This window comes from Nostoc sp. FACHB-152 (assembly GCF_014697475.1).
Classification (GTDB): Bacteria; Cyanobacteriota; Cyanobacteriia; order Cyanobacteriales; family Nostocaceae; genus Nostoc_B.
In genome coordinates this window covers 172,311-188,201 of sequence record NZ_JACJRV010000007.1, presented here as the reverse complement: position 1 = coordinate 188,201, position 15,891 = coordinate 172,311, and the positions used below count along the sequence as shown (strand labels likewise).

At 38.7% G+C, this 15,891-nt stretch carries 11 protein-coding genes; 4 read left to right on the top strand and 7 right to left on the bottom strand.

Annotated features, from left to right (window positions below; genetic code table 11):
* Positions 1-219: 219 nt before the first annotated feature.
* Entirely contained in the window at positions 220-1,572 is a 1,353-nt protein-coding gene (gor, locus tag H6G76_RS09270; protein WP_190698757.1) for a glutathione-disulfide reductase, read from the bottom strand.
* A 93-nt stretch (positions 1,573-1,665) separates the two neighbouring features.
* On the bottom strand, positions 1,666-2,211 hold the full coding sequence (locus H6G76_RS09265) for a peroxiredoxin (RefSeq protein ID WP_190698754.1): 546 nt from the start codon (positions 2,209-2,211) through the stop codon (positions 1,666-1,668).
* Positions 2,212-2,633: 422 nt separating this feature from the next.
* Between H6G76_RS09265 and H6G76_RS09260 the strand changes: the two genes are divergently transcribed.
* Positions 2,634-3,074: a pentapeptide repeat-containing protein gene (locus H6G76_RS09260; protein ID WP_190698751.1), complete on the top strand. Its 441-nt coding sequence runs from the start codon at positions 2,634-2,636 to the stop codon at positions 3,072-3,074.
* Between the two features lie 58 nt (positions 3,075-3,132).
* On the opposite strand, the gene H6G76_RS09255 is transcribed toward H6G76_RS09260, so the two are convergent.
* The gene (locus H6G76_RS09255) at positions 3,133-5,172 is read right to left on the bottom strand and encodes an elongation factor G (protein WP_190698748.1); all 2,040 of its coding nucleotides are present in this window, start codon (positions 5,170-5,172) and stop codon (positions 3,133-3,135) included.
* 398 nt (positions 5,173-5,570) lie between these two features.
* Between H6G76_RS09255 and H6G76_RS09250 the strand changes: the two genes are divergently transcribed.
* The 3 genes from H6G76_RS09250 (at position 5,571) to H6G76_RS09240 (ending at position 7,526) form a co-directional block, all read left to right on the top strand.
* On the top strand, positions 5,571-6,497 hold the full coding sequence (locus tag H6G76_RS09250) for a lipopolysaccharide assembly protein LapB (protein WP_190698745.1): 927 nt from the start codon (positions 5,571-5,573) through the stop codon (positions 6,495-6,497).
* 83 nt (positions 6,498-6,580) lie between these two features.
* The gene (locus H6G76_RS09245) at positions 6,581-7,129 is read left to right on the top strand and encodes a phosphate-starvation-inducible PsiE family protein (protein WP_190698743.1); all 549 of its coding nucleotides are present in this window, start codon (positions 6,581-6,583) and stop codon (positions 7,127-7,129) included.
* 157 nt (positions 7,130-7,286) lie between these two features.
* Positions 7,287-7,526, top strand: coding sequence for a hypothetical protein (locus H6G76_RS09240; protein ID WP_190698740.1), 240 nt, complete (start codon positions 7,287-7,289; stop codon positions 7,524-7,526).
* A gap of 134 nt (positions 7,527-7,660) precedes the next feature.
* Here H6G76_RS09240 and H6G76_RS09235 read toward each other — a convergent pair whose 3' ends face one another.
* The 4 genes from H6G76_RS09235 to H6G76_RS09220 are packed head-to-tail and all read right to left on the bottom strand — an operon-like array spanning position 7,661 to position 15,652.
* Entirely contained in the window at positions 7,661-10,711 is a 3,051-nt protein-coding gene (locus H6G76_RS09235; RefSeq protein ID WP_190698739.1) for a hypothetical protein, read from the bottom strand.
* Between the two features lie 59 nt (positions 10,712-10,770).
* A complete protein-coding gene (locus tag H6G76_RS09230; protein ID WP_190698736.1) occupies positions 10,771-13,503 on the bottom strand; it encodes a tubulin-like doman-containing protein in 2,733 nt (910 codons plus the stop codon).
* 19 nt (positions 13,504-13,522) lie between these two features.
* Positions 13,523-15,352, bottom strand: coding sequence for a VWA domain-containing protein (locus H6G76_RS09225; protein ID WP_190698734.1), 1,830 nt, complete (start codon positions 15,350-15,352; stop codon positions 13,523-13,525).
* A gap of 57 nt (positions 15,353-15,409) precedes the next feature.
* A complete protein-coding gene (locus H6G76_RS09220; RefSeq protein WP_190698732.1) occupies positions 15,410-15,652 on the bottom strand; it encodes a DNA-binding transcriptional regulator in 243 nt (80 codons plus the stop codon).
* Between the last annotated feature and the right edge of the window lie 239 nt (positions 15,653-15,891).

The following is a 15,891-nucleotide window of genomic DNA, read 5'->3' as shown; positions in this document are numbered from 1 at the left end:
ATTTGATGATTACTGTTAGTCACCTTAACAAACACGTATTTAGTGTTTAACCCCACTGAAGATAGATGTATCACAATCAGAAAGAATAATAAATAAAAGCAGCACAGAATAATGAAAAAATGCAGAATATAAGGTATAAAATTCAAATAATGTTATATAAACAAAAGACATAGCCTAGCTATGTCTTTTGGAAGATTACAACAGTATTAAACAGCACTTCTAGCGCATAGTGACAAATTCTTCAGCTGAACTAGGATGGATACCCACAGTGGCATCAAAATCAGCTTTGGTAGCACCCATCTTAACAGCGATCGCCACGCCCTGAATAATCTCGGCAGCACTACTACCAACCATGTGTGCGCCTAAGACTTTATCAGTATTCTGATCAACTATCAGCTTCATCATCGTTTTTTCGTCTTTTCCTGGCAGAGTATAATACATGGGGCGGAAGCGCGATTTATAAATTTTTACCGCATCACCATATTTCTCTCTAGCTTCGGCTTCAGTTAAACCAACAGTTGCAGCTTCTGGTGTGGTAAAGACAGCTGTAGGGATATTTTCATAACTCATAACGCGGGGCTTGTTGCCAAATACCGTATCTGCCAATGCCCGACCTTCATTAATCGCTACTGGGGTAAGATTAACTTTATTCGTACAATCTCCCACCGCAAAGATATTTTCTTCATGGGTGCGACTATACTGATCAACAAGAATCGCCCCATCCCGATGCTTGACATTAGTGTTTTCTAAGCCGAGGTTTTGGGTGTTGGGTTTGCGACCAACCGCAGCTAAACTGACAGCATCAGCAACTACTGTCTCTACTTTATCGCCACTTTCTTTAACAGTAACCTTTACACCTTCTGCACTTTTCTCAATTGCAATTAGTTCACTGTTATCGAGAATCTTAATACCGTGGTTAATCATTCCTTGCTGAATTTCGGTGCGGATGTCTTCATCAAAACCACGTAAAATTCTACCGCCACGAATTACCTGAGTAACTTCAGTACCCATCCCATTGAGGATGCAGGCAAACTCGCAACCAATGTAACCTCCTCCTAAAATTACGATTCGTTTGGGCTGTTCTTTCAGGTGAAAAATATCATCGGAAGTGATGGCGTGTTCAATTCCTAAAATGTTGGGTTTGAAAGGTTTCCCGCCAACGGCAATTAGTACTTTATCTGCTGTGATTTGACGCTCCCCAACCATAATAGTATGTGGGTCAATAAATTTGCCGTATCCCTGCAAAACCTCAACCTTAGAATTATCCAACATCCGTTGGTAAATACCATTGAGGCGATTCACTTCATTGTTAACCGCCGTAATCATCTTTTCCCAATCTATAGAACTCTCGACTGGACTCCAGCCATAACCTTGCGCTTCTTCAAACAAATCAGGAAAATGAGAGGCATAGACCATCAATTTTTTCGGGACACAGCCACGATTGACACAGGTTCCACCTAGACGGTCGAACTCGGCAATGCCAACTTTCGCACCATATTCTGCGGCCCGTCTGGCGGTGGCTATTCCTCCAGAACCTGCCCCAATCACGAATAAGTCAAAATCGTAGGTCATGTATCCCTCATGAAGAATTACTAATGCGTAATACGTAATTCGTAATTAAACTCACAATTACGAATTACGTATTATCAATTACGAATTATCTAGTTACACACCAACAGGTTTCTTAGCTGCTTTTAAGTAAGCCAGCATTGTATCTGCATCGGAAACTTCAAACGGATCGGTAGGGCAATTGTCTATGTGGCCTTCCTCAATGAAAAACTTTTCAATTTTGCAGTCATCAACCACCATTGAGTAACGCCAAGAGCGCATTCCAAAACCTAAATTGGACTTATCAACTAGCATACCCATTTTGCGGGTGAACTCGCCATTACCATCGGGAAGCAAGAATACATTTTTCGCGCCTTGCTGCTTACCCCATTGGAACATCACAAAGGCATCATTTACAGATATACAAATTATTTGATCAATGCCTAAAGCTTTAAATTCATCATATAGTTCTTCGTAGCGTGGCAAGTGCGAGGTAGAGCAGGTAGGAGTAAAAGCCCCAGGTAACGAGAAAACTACAATACGCTTACCACTAAAAATATCTTGAGTGGTGAGGTCTTGCCAACGGTAAGGATTTGGCCCTGGTATAGACTCATCACGAACACGGGTTTTGAATACAACGTTGGGAACTCTTTGAATAACCATATTTACCTCGTAAGCGGTTGATGTGGGGACGGTTAATAAAATTTTACTGATGTAAATCAGAATAATTCTGATTTAAGAAAGATGCAATAGTTATAAATACTTAAAAACTAAAAAACATCTAACTTGAGAGTTATTAATCTCAGACTTGGACTAAATGTGCAGGGTTATAGCTGTTAACAAATTGATAATTACATACTGTTAAAAGAGAACATGATCTGTTGCTTTACGCAACTGGCTACAGTCAAAAGGATATTAATAACAAATTGGTGAACTTTGCTACGGCTTAAGTAATAGTACTCCACTGAGAATTTGACCTTAAAATTTATACCTATAGTCCGAGGTGAGAATTCTGGAATTGAAGACAATGGAGTAGTAGCAAATAAGTAGTTCACCTCTTCTGATACCTTCAGAAGCCAATAATTATGAAAGCGATATTTTTGACAGCCGCAGCTTTAAGTACACTTTCTTTAGCCACTATTAGTCCCGTCAAAGCAGAAAATCACAATTTGGTGCGACGCTTGCAGGAAACTAGAGAATGTTCTGGCTGTAATTTAGCAGGTGCAAATCTCAAAAATGCTCACCTGATAGGTGTGGATTTGCGGAATGCGAATTTAAAAGGTGCAAATTTAGAAGGGGCGAACTTAGAAGGGGCTGATTTAAGCGGTGCAAATTTACAGTCAGCTAATCTTCAAGCAGCATTCGCCACTGGTGCTAGTTTTGATAACGCTAATCTGACCAATGCTAATTTGAGCGATGCGAAGTTATATAACGTTCAAGTTGATGGTGCGGTGATGATTGGCACTAATATTAATGGTGCTGATGGGTTTGATATTAATCTTGGTGTTGGTGGTGGAGAGGAATGATCACAAATTGGTTGGTAGAGACGTAGCATTGCTACGTCTCTATATGTAGGAGAATGTCTTATTTCTGACCGTTACCGTTGCCATTATTGGTAGTCAAAATACGCTCGGCAAGTTTTTCTGGTACTTCTTGGAGATGGTCATATTCCCAATGGAAGGAACCAACACCTAATGTGAGCGATCGCAACTCTACAATAAAATTCTGCATCTCTGCTTGCGGCAAGTAGGCAGAAATATTATCCCAACCTTGCCAATCTTGTCTGCCCTCATAACCGAGAATTTGTCCCCGTCTACCACTCAGCAGTTGCAGCACTTTAGCTGTAAATTCGCTTGGTGTTGTGACTCGCACCCGCAAAATTGGTTCTAACAGGGTGGGTTGTGCTTGGAATATCCCTGTTTGCATTGCTAAACGTGCAGCTTGTTTAAAGGCTTGTTCAGAACTATCAACGTTGTGATAAGAACCGTTGGTGAGTGTCACCGCTACATCCACAACTGGGAAGCCTAAAGGCCCGTGCGCGAGAAATTCCCGTACACCTATTTCTACGCCAGGAATATACTGTCTGGGAACTACGCCACCAACAATAGTTTCGTTAAAGTTGAAGCCTTCGCCACGTGGTAGGGGTTTGATATCCAAGAAAACGTCACCAAACTGTCCATGTCCACCGCTTTGGTGTTTGTAACGCCCATGTACTGAGGTTACAGGTTTACGAATTGTTTCTTTATAAGGTACTTGCGGTAGATGGGTCGTCATTGGCAAGTTATATTTGCGGCGCAGTCTGTCTAGGGCGACTTGCAAGTGAATCTCACCTTGACCCCAAAGAATAACTTCGTGGGTGTCGCCATGTTGTTCCCAAGCCAAAGATGAATCTTCTTCTAATAGCTTGGTGATAGCACTGCTGAGTTTTACTTCATCGTTGCGTTTTTCGGGTGTGATAGCTAAGGCATAGACTGGTTCTAACTGTTCTGCTTTTGCTAATTCCTTCGCTGATTGTGTAGAGAGGGTATCGCCAGTTTTAATACCTTCCATTCGGCTTAAAGCAATTATTTCTCCAGCCACAGCTTCATTTATAGACTGCTGCTGTTGTCCCATAAGGCGATAAAGTCCGCCCGCCCGCACACCGTTGAGGACGATACCATCGGTTAATGTGCCTTGCCAAACGCGCACGAGGGAAAGTTTGCCACCTTGAGGGGTGTAATAAGTTTTTAATACCTGAGCTAAAGGTGCTTTGTTGGTTATGCCTTTTAAGCGGCGTTCTGCTGTAATTTCGGGTTCAGGTGCTTCTCGTAGTAGTGCTTCTAATAGAGGTCTAACGCCATAATCTTGTTCTGCAACACCAAAGAAGACGGGGACTACTAAATCTGCCCCTAATTCCATTTTTAAATCTTTAATAATTTCTTCTTGGGGTGGTTCAATATCTTCTAATAGTTCTTCGAGTAAGTGGTCGTCAAAATTGGCTAAAGCTTCGAGCATTTCGGCTCGTGCTGTATGTTCTTCTTCTTTAAGATGTTCGGGGAAAGGTATTTGATCGGCTGGCGCACCGGAATGATATTGATAGGCTTGTTCGCTGACCATATCAATAAAGCCAGTGAGTTGTTCCCCTTGCATAATGGGGTATTGGTGCGCGACCAAAGGACGGCTAGAAACTGCTTTGAGGGCGTGTAATGTTTCTAAAACATGAATATTTGCCCGATCCATTTTGTTCACAAAGACAAGATGGGGAATTTCCCCATCGTCTAGGAATTTAAATAGAGGAGCAAGCGTGAGGACGCGATCGCGTGTGGGTTCGCAAACTACAATTGCTGCATCAACTCCCATCAAAGCATTGTAGGTTTCTTGGGCAAATTCGACGCTGCCTGGACAGTCAATAAAGGTAAAGCGAGTTCCGTTATAGTCGGTGCTGGCTGCACTCACTTCTACAGACATTTGGCGATCGCGCGATTCTGCTGCACTATCTCCGACTGTATTACCTTCTTTCACACTGCCTTTGCGAGAAATCGCCCCAGTCACAAATAATAGGCTTTCTAGTAAGGTAGTTTTTCCGCTTAAATAAGGGCCGACAATTGCAACGTTCCGCGAACCCGACATTACTTTTTCGTTCATACAACCTCTCCTGCGGTAAGTTGTTCTTACCTGCACTACCTGTATGTTTCAGGGATACATATCCGTTCTCTGCCAGGAGAATGATCCCTGCTTTAACTTGTAATTATCCTCCCTTTAATCTGATGCTAAAAAAATTGTAGTGTGTCGTAAGATTTAGCTTAAGAAAAGTTAAGTAAGCCAAATTTTAATGCAGATTCTAAAATATTTGTTAAACCTCAAAGCGTTTTAGAGGTTAGAGGCTAAAGGCTAGAGATTAGGATATACCTAATATGATTGAGAACCGTTATAAACTCTTGAAAGTTGAAGATAGCAGTCCGTTTAGGAGTGACAAACCAATCTACACTCTATTCTCTATTCCCACGAGTAGTTTAAAAACCAAATAGGATTGCTTTAAATAAATGACGTTATCATTCTATAAATATCCCATAATTGGGCTAATAAATCTTGCCTTATTGGGTGGTAGTATTCTTTTCCTATCTCCTCAAGCTTTTGCGGCTGAGTCTGCTTTGCTGTTAGCACAAGCAAATAATCAACCTGCTGTAGACTTGTTAAATCAAGGATTGCAAGCAATTCAAGCTCAAAAGGTACAAGATGCGATCGCCTCTTTTCAAAAAGCGATTCAGCTAGATCCAAAATTAGCGGCAGCACACTACAATTTAGGGTTAGCATACAGACAAATCGGGCAATTAAAGCCAGCCGCCGACGCATTTTATCAAGCAACTCAAGCCGATCCCCAGTTTGCGCCAGCTTTTGCCAATTTAGGCGGCGCATTGTTAGAAGGTAATAATGTTCAACAGGCGAATGATTATTTACAACGAGCTGTAGAATTAGACCCGAAGCTGGGTTTTGCTCACTATAACTTGGGATTGGTTAAACAACAGCAACAAGATTGGGAAAAGGCGATCGCATCTTTTAAAAAAGCTACAGAATATAGTAAAAATGCACCCGAACCCTACTATCACATTGGTATATGTTATTTACAGCAAGGCAAACTTGATAGAGCTAAAAATGCCTTTCGCCAAGCCGTTAAAATTAATCCCAAATATACAGAAGCGCACTACAATATTGGGACAATTTTGTTTAGTCAAAACAAGTTAAAAGAAGCATTAGACTCTTTTAGAAAATCGGCGGAAGCTAATTCTAATTATCCTAATGCTTATTATGGTGCAGGCTTGGTTTTTATGCAGCAGAAAAAATATCCTGAATCTGCTCAATTATTTCAATATGCTAGGGATTTATATCATGCCCAAGGAAATGTTCAATGGCAACAAAATGCCGAAAAAATGTTGCAACAAGTACAAAATTTAAATTACCAACCACGCTGAGGCGCGAATATTAATTATTGGGTAAGAATAAGAATAATGGATAGACTATCTGATTTGGTCTAACATTGGATAGGTATATACCAATGCAAAAACGCTTCAAGAGCCGATTTTTATTTTGCGATCGCTGGCTGGATCGACAATCAATTGTTCGCAACATGGAAGCTTTTCAAGACATACTTGTGATTGTCTTGTGCTTAACTTTGTTTGCAGTCATGATCATTCAGATATGGGGCATATTTATTGCCATAACACAGACAGTAGACTACAAACACGTGACGGCAAAAATACTATTTGTGTTGATTTTAGTCGAGTTATTTCGACTATTAATGATTTACTTGCAGGAACACAGCATTTCTGTAGGTGTAGCAGTTGAAGTCACAATTGTATCAGTTCTGCGAGAAGTAGTTGTTCACGGAGCCTTAGAAATTTCTTGGATTCAAACAGCTGCAATTTGTGGCTTGTTATTTATCTTAGGAAGTTTATTGCTTGTCTGTGCCAAAACACCGCACATGGACTGCATGAGTGCTAATACCAAATTCTGCCCTATTGTCTATCAAGGGGGTAGGGAAAAGCAAAAAGAACTAGAATTTCGCTATTCACATCAATGTGATGAGAATAAACCTCTAGTGTAAATTAGCCAATATGTAGTAACTCTGTGGTTAGAAAAATTCAACTTCTACTTGAGGCTGCTAACGCAGCCTTTGTGCTTTTTTCTACGCTTTTAGGGAGATGAAGCTCTCGTGTAGGGTAGGTAGAAATGAAATAGAAACCTACATGAGGGTAAATAGTATGACTACAGGTAACGGACAATCTCAACAACCCATTCGCAACCTGGAATACGATTTTGTCACCGTGTTGCACAACAAAGCTGAAGCAGTTAAAGCATACGACCAATACATCCAAGATGCAGAACAAGCAAACTCTCAGCCTTGTGTAGAATTATTCCAAAGACTACGCCAGTCTGACATCGAACAAGCACAAGAAATCCGCCATCATCTTCAACAAGTGTTGCAACACGGCAAGATGTAAAGTTAAAAATTAAAATACAGTAGCAGCTGATAGCATCAGGCAGACTGATTATCAGCTGCTTGTTGCACTTGTTCTATAGCTATACCAATTCAAATAATAGTAAGCTTGAGGAAGGTAAGCAAACATTACCAAAGCTAATTTAAAGGGTTATATTTTGCCAGTAAACGAGCTAAAAGCTTAGATTCATAATTACTTAAATCTTTTGATGATTGTTCTAAATTCTGCAATTGCAGATAAATAGAATCATGTTCAAAATCTTGTACGCGTTGTTCTAATTTTCCATATAGTTCTTGATAGTTGAATTCATTGGCAAAAGCTAAAGAAATTTTTTCTCTGTCTCTACCAAGTGTCTGTCCGTTAAACTGATGATTACCTTGCATATCTTGGTTTACTAAACCAAAGGCTAACCCTAAAATTAGCGTTTCGTAAGCCATACTCAATTCTTTACTTGTGCCAATTTCTTCTGGTATTAAATCAGGGATATTGTCGTTTTGTTGTCCGATAGAGTTACGTTCATAGCAGTCTCGATAAAATTCGATTTGGCTGAGAAAATAAGCTGGAAAACCTAAAGAACGTACTAAAACACATACATTCCTTTCATCTTCTGCAACAAAAGGTGTTAAATTACGGCTAAAACGACTGTAGAGTCGGAGTATTTCTTCTTTATCTTTTGCTCCTACCCAAATGTTAATTTCTGGTTGCGAAGTAGGGTTTAGGTGAGCATCGCCATCTTGAAGACGTAATAATAGTTTGGCACTATTATAAAGTTGATTCAATCGCACATTGGCTATGTTATGTGAAATCAAATCTGATTTTAAAATTTCTCCAATCGATAATTTATTTAGATGCTCAAACTGTTTCCTAGCAAAAAATAGCAATTTATTTTGAAACTCTTGATTAGAAATTTGCCAAGATTGAGAACGGCTAATTTCTTCTTGAATGAATTTATTAATAGGTAGTTCAGATAAAACTTTTTGATGGTAATAAATATCAATATCTGAGTTAGTTAAAACTGCTAACCGAGTTTCGGAGTAATTTGTAGATGCTTTCTCACGTTGAGCAATTAAAATATCGTAGATTTGAGAAAAGTTAGATAAAGCTTGGCGTAACGTGTCAGTTCTTTGTTTACCGATTTTAAGCAAATGATTGACTACTTCAACACGGATCTTTTGAGCATAAAGGTCATATTCTAACTTTAATTGCTCGTTATAGTTGCGGCGTAATTCTATACCAGTAGCCTTTAAACTACTTTCTAGACGTTTGATTTGTTTTTGGCTTTTTTGAATGCGATCGCGGATATTAGTGCTATACTTCAGCCAAACTAAACCTAAGTAAGTCAATATTGTAACTAAACCCCAAAGTAAGTAATTAAATAAGTTAACTCCTATATTTTGTAATAATAACCAAAGAGTTGATTGACTAAAAAGCCCAGTTAAAACTAACCCCCCAACTAAGAAAATAGCAACAATTGCCGGACAAATAATCAGATACAACGAGCGAAAACGACTTTCTTCTGCTAACAATTCATTTAACTGGTCTGTAGCTATTTCTAGTTGATTTTCTAAGGAATTTAACTGCTTTTGAGCTAGAGTAATTGCTGCTTGCGCTTTAGTCCTAGCATCATCAATTGCTACTAAGCGAGTTTGTCGAATTTGTTCAATTTCTGTATTGATGGCTTGATGATAGTCAGTAACAGCAACTTGTAATTTTTCTTGAATTTTCTGTAGTTCTTGGCTAGCTGCTTCGGAATTAGTTTCGGCTACAGTGTCTTGTAATTGCTGCCGTTGCCATTTTAAGTTAAAAATTTCATTTAGCAGATTTTGGCTATTTTCTCTGTTAATTGTGACTTGCAATTTAGAATCTAAAAAAGCTTCGGCGGCGCGGAGTTCTGTAACTAAATTTTCAGGGCGATCACTAATAGAATCACTTTGCAATTCCAAATAAGGATTAGTTAAGATATTGGATAATCTGACAGCTTCATGTAAGCCACTGGTTACAGCATCAGCATATTCATTAATTCTCTGGTCTAAAAGTTTAGTTAATGCTGCTTGTGCTTGTTTACCGCAGCTTTCTAGTGTGCGTTTAGATGAAATTAGCTCTTTATTTTCAAATTGCTTATAAGCACGTTGCAATTCAATTCCGTATTCTTGAACTTTACCAGGACGAATATCAATCCGGGGACTAAAATCTTGCCAAACTGGTTTACCGTTATCTCGTTCTAATTGCTGTAACGCATCGTTGTATTCTTCGCTCAGGACAAATTCTTTAGCATTTAATAGCAATTGACGATTTGCTTCTGGGGTGAGTTTTGCTTGGGGTAAAAACTCCTGCATGACAATATCGGCGGCTAACGCTGCACTCAAACGGTCTATAACTGTGTCTGCTGGGAAAAATAACTCTCCATAGCCAAATGTACTGTAAGCACCAATTTTCCCCCGCACTGTATGTATACCAATTAACAAGCCGCCTGTTTCTGGTTCGAGAGTCAAAAAACCGACAAAAGCATCAGCGTAGCTATCTAAATTAACGCTTAACTCTCCAATACGTTCATCAATCAACCAACAATTATCAAAGGGTGGTCTTTTTTGACTACCAGAAATGACCACTCCTTGAGTCATTTTGTCGTCTAATTCTTTCAGGAATTGATAAGCAACACTATAATTTTCAGTTCTGGCTTGAGCAAATAATCCTGGTAAGAGCAACAAAGCTTCTAAACTATGGGGGATATCTGCAAAATATTTACTAAATAGCCAATGAATCAAGCGGGAAAGTTCATATATCACCTCTCTTCCGCGCTGATCGCAGGTTGAAATCATGATATAGATTCTATACCAAGAACTGATTTCAACTCCGGCATTTTTGGTGGCGATCGCTTCTGGAGTTTGCTTAACTGATTTAATTAAATTAATTAAAGTCGTTTGCAGTTCCTTTGTCCCTTGTTGAAACTGTTGACTCAGTTGGGATATATAAGCTTGTTTGGGGTTTATCAATGTGAGGTCAAAACTTGCATCAGCAAACTTATCTAATTCATTACTAAACCCAAAAGTTTGACCGTCCCAAGTGAAAGTATAAGCCTCAATTAAATGACTTTGAACAGAGGATAATGGTTGAAGTTGCCGCTTGATAGCTGCACATAAAGCGGCACTATGAGGGTCGAGAGCAAGTAAAATAGTTGGTTTTGACATGATGCTAGTACGAAAAGGTTGAAGTATGAAGTATGAAGTATGAAAATTGGTCATCTGTACTAGCTGATCACATTCAATCTTTCTAAGTAAGCCTCAATTTCTTGAATTTCCATTTCCACCTGTTCTCGAACTTGAGAATCAACTTGGTCTTTCTTTAAACGTTGATTGAGGTCTTTAATGTAATTCTCTAAAGAATCTTTGGCTGTCTCTTGGTTCTCATCGGTGATTTGCTCGACTTTACCCTCGATTTCTTTAATCAGTGGTACATTATTTTTGAAGGCTTTGAATGCTGATTTGCGATCGCCACCTAAAGGCAAAATACCATCTTCTAATTTCCTTGCTTGGTCTGTATATACAGAGTATTGTCGTCTCTGATTGATAATCAATGAATAAGGTTGTGGTGCTAAAGCTAAAGCAAACCAGCGTAAAGCTCCGCCATCATCTTCTGGGGGAATTAAATTTGGTAAATTTGTCCAATTACGATGTAGATGTTTGAAGACTTTATCTGGATCTAAATAAGCTAGTTCCATATCTTTCACACCATTAAGTGTAAACAAAGGTACGCCTATTTCTACACGAAATAGTGTAAGTTTATGGGGTTCGCCTGTCGGTACAAAAGAAGCATTACCTTTACCTTTAGGTATACGACTAGCAAGCGGTGGGTCACTAAAAATAGTGTTATTACTTTCTACTCCGTAGTAATAAAATTCTGTAATGACGTGCTGTTGTCTAGCTGGAATTTCTGCGTCTTGATATTGCCATAAAGGAACTGCAAGTTTACCAAGTTGTTGTAAATCTTGTCCGGCATCTTCTGGGTTACTAGCTGCCAAGACTTGCTCAACATTCATACTGGTGAGTGGACGATAAGTTTCATCCATAAATGCCAAGATTTCATCTTTGACATCTTCAGCTTTTTTCTCAGACCAATTAGTTAAACTTTGAGACTGTTCTCGATACCAACGGATGAAATCATCGCCACTAACTTTCGGGCGTTTCGATTCTAAGTCAACCCGTTGAATAGTGTGAATAAAAGGATTATCAGAATTACCTTGACGGCTAACTTCGATGTAACTTTGTGCTAAATCTCGATAAACTTTATCTAGGTTGCTGTGAATGCGTTGGCATTGTTCCTGAATTTGCTCTATTTTGGTTCGTAGAACACCACACAGTTCTGCTGCTTTATCACACCGCTTCCAATGTAAATATATCCGCCACTTTTGGTCAGCCCGTTCTTTATATCTTTGACAAGCTGCTTGGATATTATTTTTATTAACAAAAATACCTCCGGCAGCTTCTTTAATTTTTTCTTCTTGTGGTTCTAACTTTAAGGCATTAAAATTAGATTGTGCTTCTTTGGCTTTACGCTGTACATTTTGTTGTAGTTCATCTATATTTTGAGCGAGTTTGCTGACAAACTGTATTGTAGAAGCTAGACCATTAGGACGGTTAAGACTGCGCTCTAACCAAGCAGAAATAGTAACAGTTGCAGTTTGTTCTAAGCGATAAAAATTCATCGCTAAATCTTTAGCAGTTTTTTGCTCCATTTGGTCTAACTGTCGCTTGTACAGTTCTTGAATCGTCGATAGAGATGTACGATCAAATTTCATTTCACCGATGCGGAACTCTGGTTTGACTTGTCCACCGCGATCGCTTTCTGTCAAACTATCTAAAAGTGTAGTTGCTTCACTTAATTTGCAGTCTTGTAAAAAACGGTCTATTTCGTTTCCAATATCAATATTTGCAATAGAAGCCAACAACTCATTTTTGAGTAAGTTTTGTGCATCTTCTAGCTTCATCCGTTCATACTGCTGTACTGGCAAAGTCAACGTAGCAAAACCAAAACTACAGTAATTAATATTCCTTCCTCGGACTTTCTCACCAGTTGCTAAATAAGCGCGAATATTATCAGCAACGTTAGCAGCATCTAAACCAATTTGCGAACCAATTTGAATATATAAACCATCAGCAATTAAATTTTGCAGGTCGTTAGGACGACTAACAACAGTACCATTTTTATTTACACCATCCATTAAAAATACCGCATCGAAAGGAGGGCGGTCTGCTTTAACTTTGGTAATAGCGTAATCAATCTCTAAGGTATTTGATGGTGATAAATTCCAAAAGTGTTCTATTTCCTTCAGCGCACCATAAGCATTAGATTTCACTAAATGAGTTTGGGGGAGATTTGCAAAGACTCTAGGTAATACAAAAACTCCTGTAATATTAGAAAAGTTATTAAGATATTGCCGGCATAAAAATGCCACATCTAAAAAAGTGCCGCTTCCTGTTCCTCCGGCTAAACTACCAACAATAAAAACTTCGACTCCATCGCGGTTAGAAACTTGAAAGTTATCAGAATATGCTTGTTTACTACTACGAATTTCGCGCACAGCATTAATCGCTTGACCTATCAAACCGTTAATATCACCTGCTTTGGCAAAAAAGGCTAACCGTCCACGGGCGCGAATCTGCCCTGCACCACTAATCAAAGCAGTTGTAGGAATGTTTTTAGGCCACCATTCATCTATATGATCGTTTCGTGTATAAGAGCCTGGATTTGCTACAGAAATCGCATACAGTTCATTAGATTCTAAAACAACTTTAGTACCATCTGGTGATTTTTCTCGGCTTTGAATATTTTCGGTTGTATCAATAGAAAGAAAGCGAATAATTTCTGGTACGTCGCCGTAAGCATCAATAAAGCGTTTTTTCAGCTTGAGTACAACTTCATAACCAGTACCCCCTAACCCGATGACAACAGTAGGGCGAAAAACAACTGTGGGACGTGACATTTAATTTCCTCTGATATCTTTAAAAGTTTGCCAGCCCACTGTTTTGTTCATAGGGCCGTTGATTACCAATCCAGTTAAATCGCAGCTTTACGTTACCAAGCTGGATTGTATCTTCATCGTATAGTTGAACTTTAATGAACTTCTCATTATTGACAAAGTTATTGCCTTGTAAACTCCGTAGATATACATATTTTTTGCCAGCTTGCCAATCGATGAATAATTCAGCATCGCAATTTGTAGGTGCGATCGCTGAGACTATTTCACTCAAATGGATTTTTTGTTTGTGCTGATGGGTAAGGCTGATGTATTGTTCTTCCGGTAATATTGGGGCTGGTTCTAATAGTTCTAATTCCCCTTCTAAATGGTTGCGTGTGCGAATATCTTGGGCTAATTCCCAAGGAGTTTTACGTTGAACTAAGCAAATTATCGTTAAAGTAATTAATAAAATCAGTAATACTAATACTGACCAAATAACAATTTTTCGCCCCAGTAGCATCAAGATTTGGATTTGCACTTTGGCTTTAAGGGGGCTAGCCAGAGGGTCATCTGGGGTAACAACTACATTAAAAGTACGTTTACCGTCAAAACTGCTATCAGCAACCGCAAATTGTAGAGGAATTTTAGTTTCTCCAACTTTCAAGGATACGGCTGCTGAAGGTTGTTTTAACGTGACATCTTTAGCATTGCCTTGCAGTTGTAAACTAGCTGTTCCTGAGATAGTGCTACTAATAACTAAAATTTGCGTTTGGCTGGTTTTTCCTGCTTCTATAGAACCGAAATCCAAGCTGTTTGGTTGCAGTGTTAATTGCGGCTTAATAGTGATAGGTAAATCAATTATTTGTGGTGCGATCGCTTGCTCATTTGCCGATAATATCAGGCGCAAATTACTAACATTACCTGGCACTCTAGCGGGAATTTGTAATTTTACGGGAATGGTTGTTAATTTATTAGCCTTGAGGATAATTGTGCTATTAGGTGCAACTAAGCGAATGCCACTTTGTTTTTGGTCTTGTAGCGTTAAACTTACCTTAGTATCGACATTACTGATACTATTAATTTTTAATGCTTCAGTTGTTGTTCCTGGTAAGATTGATTGCAAATTAGCATTAGATACATCAACATCAAGCTGCGGTTTAATCAGTATCGGTCGAATATTTTGAGCTAATTGATTAAGTTGTACACCACCAGGATCTCGCAGTACTCGCCCTTTACCGCATAATGCTGGACTATTGGCAAAATCATTCAGTTGCTTTTCGTGTTCTTTCAGTCCTAAAGATACGAAAAATACATAAGGTTTGCATTGTTGTTGGCGTAAAAGCTGGGTACTTTGAGGAATCGGTACAGGGTTAGGAATACCTTGCACATCCTCCAAACCATCTGTCAAAAAAACTACACTGACAGTGCGATCGCCTACATCAGGACGTTGATTTAATCGGGCTGAAGTTTGCAGTGCTTGTTGTACCGCTTTACCTGTGTGAGTACGTACACCATCAGCTTTGAGGTTATTAATTATTTGTTTCAGCTTACCCCGATCTGGATTACTGGCAATAGCAATTTCTTCGGCTTGTAGATTTACATCACTATCAAAACTATAAATAGTAACTGTATCGCCTAATCTGGCAGTGTTAACAAATTCATTAACAGATTTCTTGACTTGATCAAAAATATCTTTAGTTCCGCCTGCGCCCCGCATAGAAGCAGAAGTGTCTACAACTACAATCCAGTCAATCCCACCTTTAGCCGTCTGAGCAAATGCGCTATCAATGTGAGAAAATAACATGATAGCCAAAACAAAAATTCTTGGTAACGAGCTAAATCTCCACCAATAATTTAAATTTTTAAAACTCATCAATACAAATCTCCAGCCATATAAATTATGACTCTCCAAATCTTATAAATCATCTGTCTATTCGTATTTAGACAAAAGAATATCGCCTGGTTCGCCTAACTTTTCTATTAAACCTTCAATCTGCTTTACAGCCAGTCTTGAAGGCTTAGTGTGTCCATTTTCCCAACGATTTACAGTTGGGAAAGTTACACCAAGAATTAGGGCAAATTCTTCTTGAGTTAGTCCCATTAACAGCCTAATATCTTGGATAAGTTGCCCAACTTTAGGTTGTTCAATTATTATTTTTTTTGAAATTGACATTCAACTTTCCATCACATTAATCCGATGGATATAACAAGTGATATATCAAGTTATATATTAACTGCTTAAATTGATGTTGTCACGTGTTTTATACTACTCAGTAGATTTTCTATGAATACATATAGGCTATATATTTAAACAGCAAATATATAGAAAGAGTACGTATACTGTAGGTAATTTGTATACTGACATAAAGTTTTATTCAGGCAAAACTTTAAATTTTCAGGATGTGTGCCTGT

Bases quoted from the DNA above. Each gene is read 5' to 3' on its own strand.
- H6G76_RS09240 (WP_190698740.1), top strand. From the start codon at position 7,287: ATGACTACAGGTAACGGACAATCTCAACAACCCATTCGCAACCTGGAA.
- H6G76_RS09230 (WP_190698736.1), bottom strand. From the start codon at position 13,503: ATGTCACGTCCCACAGTTGTTTTTCGCCCTACTGTTGTCATCGGGTTA.
- H6G76_RS09255 (WP_190698748.1), bottom strand. From the start codon at position 5,172: ATGAACGAAAAAGTAATGTCGGGTTCGCGGAACGTTGCAATTGTCGGC.
- H6G76_RS09250 (WP_190698745.1), top strand. From the start codon at position 5,571: ATGACGTTATCATTCTATAAATATCCCATAATTGGGCTAATAAATCTT.
- H6G76_RS09220 (WP_190698732.1), bottom strand. From the start codon at position 15,652: ATGTCAATTTCAAAAAAAATAATAATTGAACAACCTAAAGTTGGGCAA.
- H6G76_RS09245 (WP_190698743.1), top strand. From the start codon at position 6,581: ATGCAAAAACGCTTCAAGAGCCGATTTTTATTTTGCGATCGCTGGCTG.
- H6G76_RS09260 (WP_190698751.1), top strand. From the start codon at position 2,634: ATGAAAGCGATATTTTTGACAGCCGCAGCTTTAAGTACACTTTCTTTA.
- H6G76_RS09265 (WP_190698754.1), bottom strand. From the start codon at position 2,211: ATGGTTATTCAAAGAGTTCCCAACGTTGTATTCAAAACCCGTGTTCGT.
- H6G76_RS09235 (WP_190698739.1), bottom strand. From the start codon at position 10,711: ATGTCAAAACCAACTATTTTACTTGCTCTCGACCCTCATAGTGCCGCT.
- gor (WP_190698757.1), bottom strand. From the start codon at position 1,572: ATGACCTACGATTTTGACTTATTCGTGATTGGGGCAGGTTCTGGAGGA.
- H6G76_RS09225 (WP_190698734.1), bottom strand. From the start codon at position 15,352: ATGAGTTTTAAAAATTTAAATTATTGGTGGAGATTTAGCTCGTTACCA.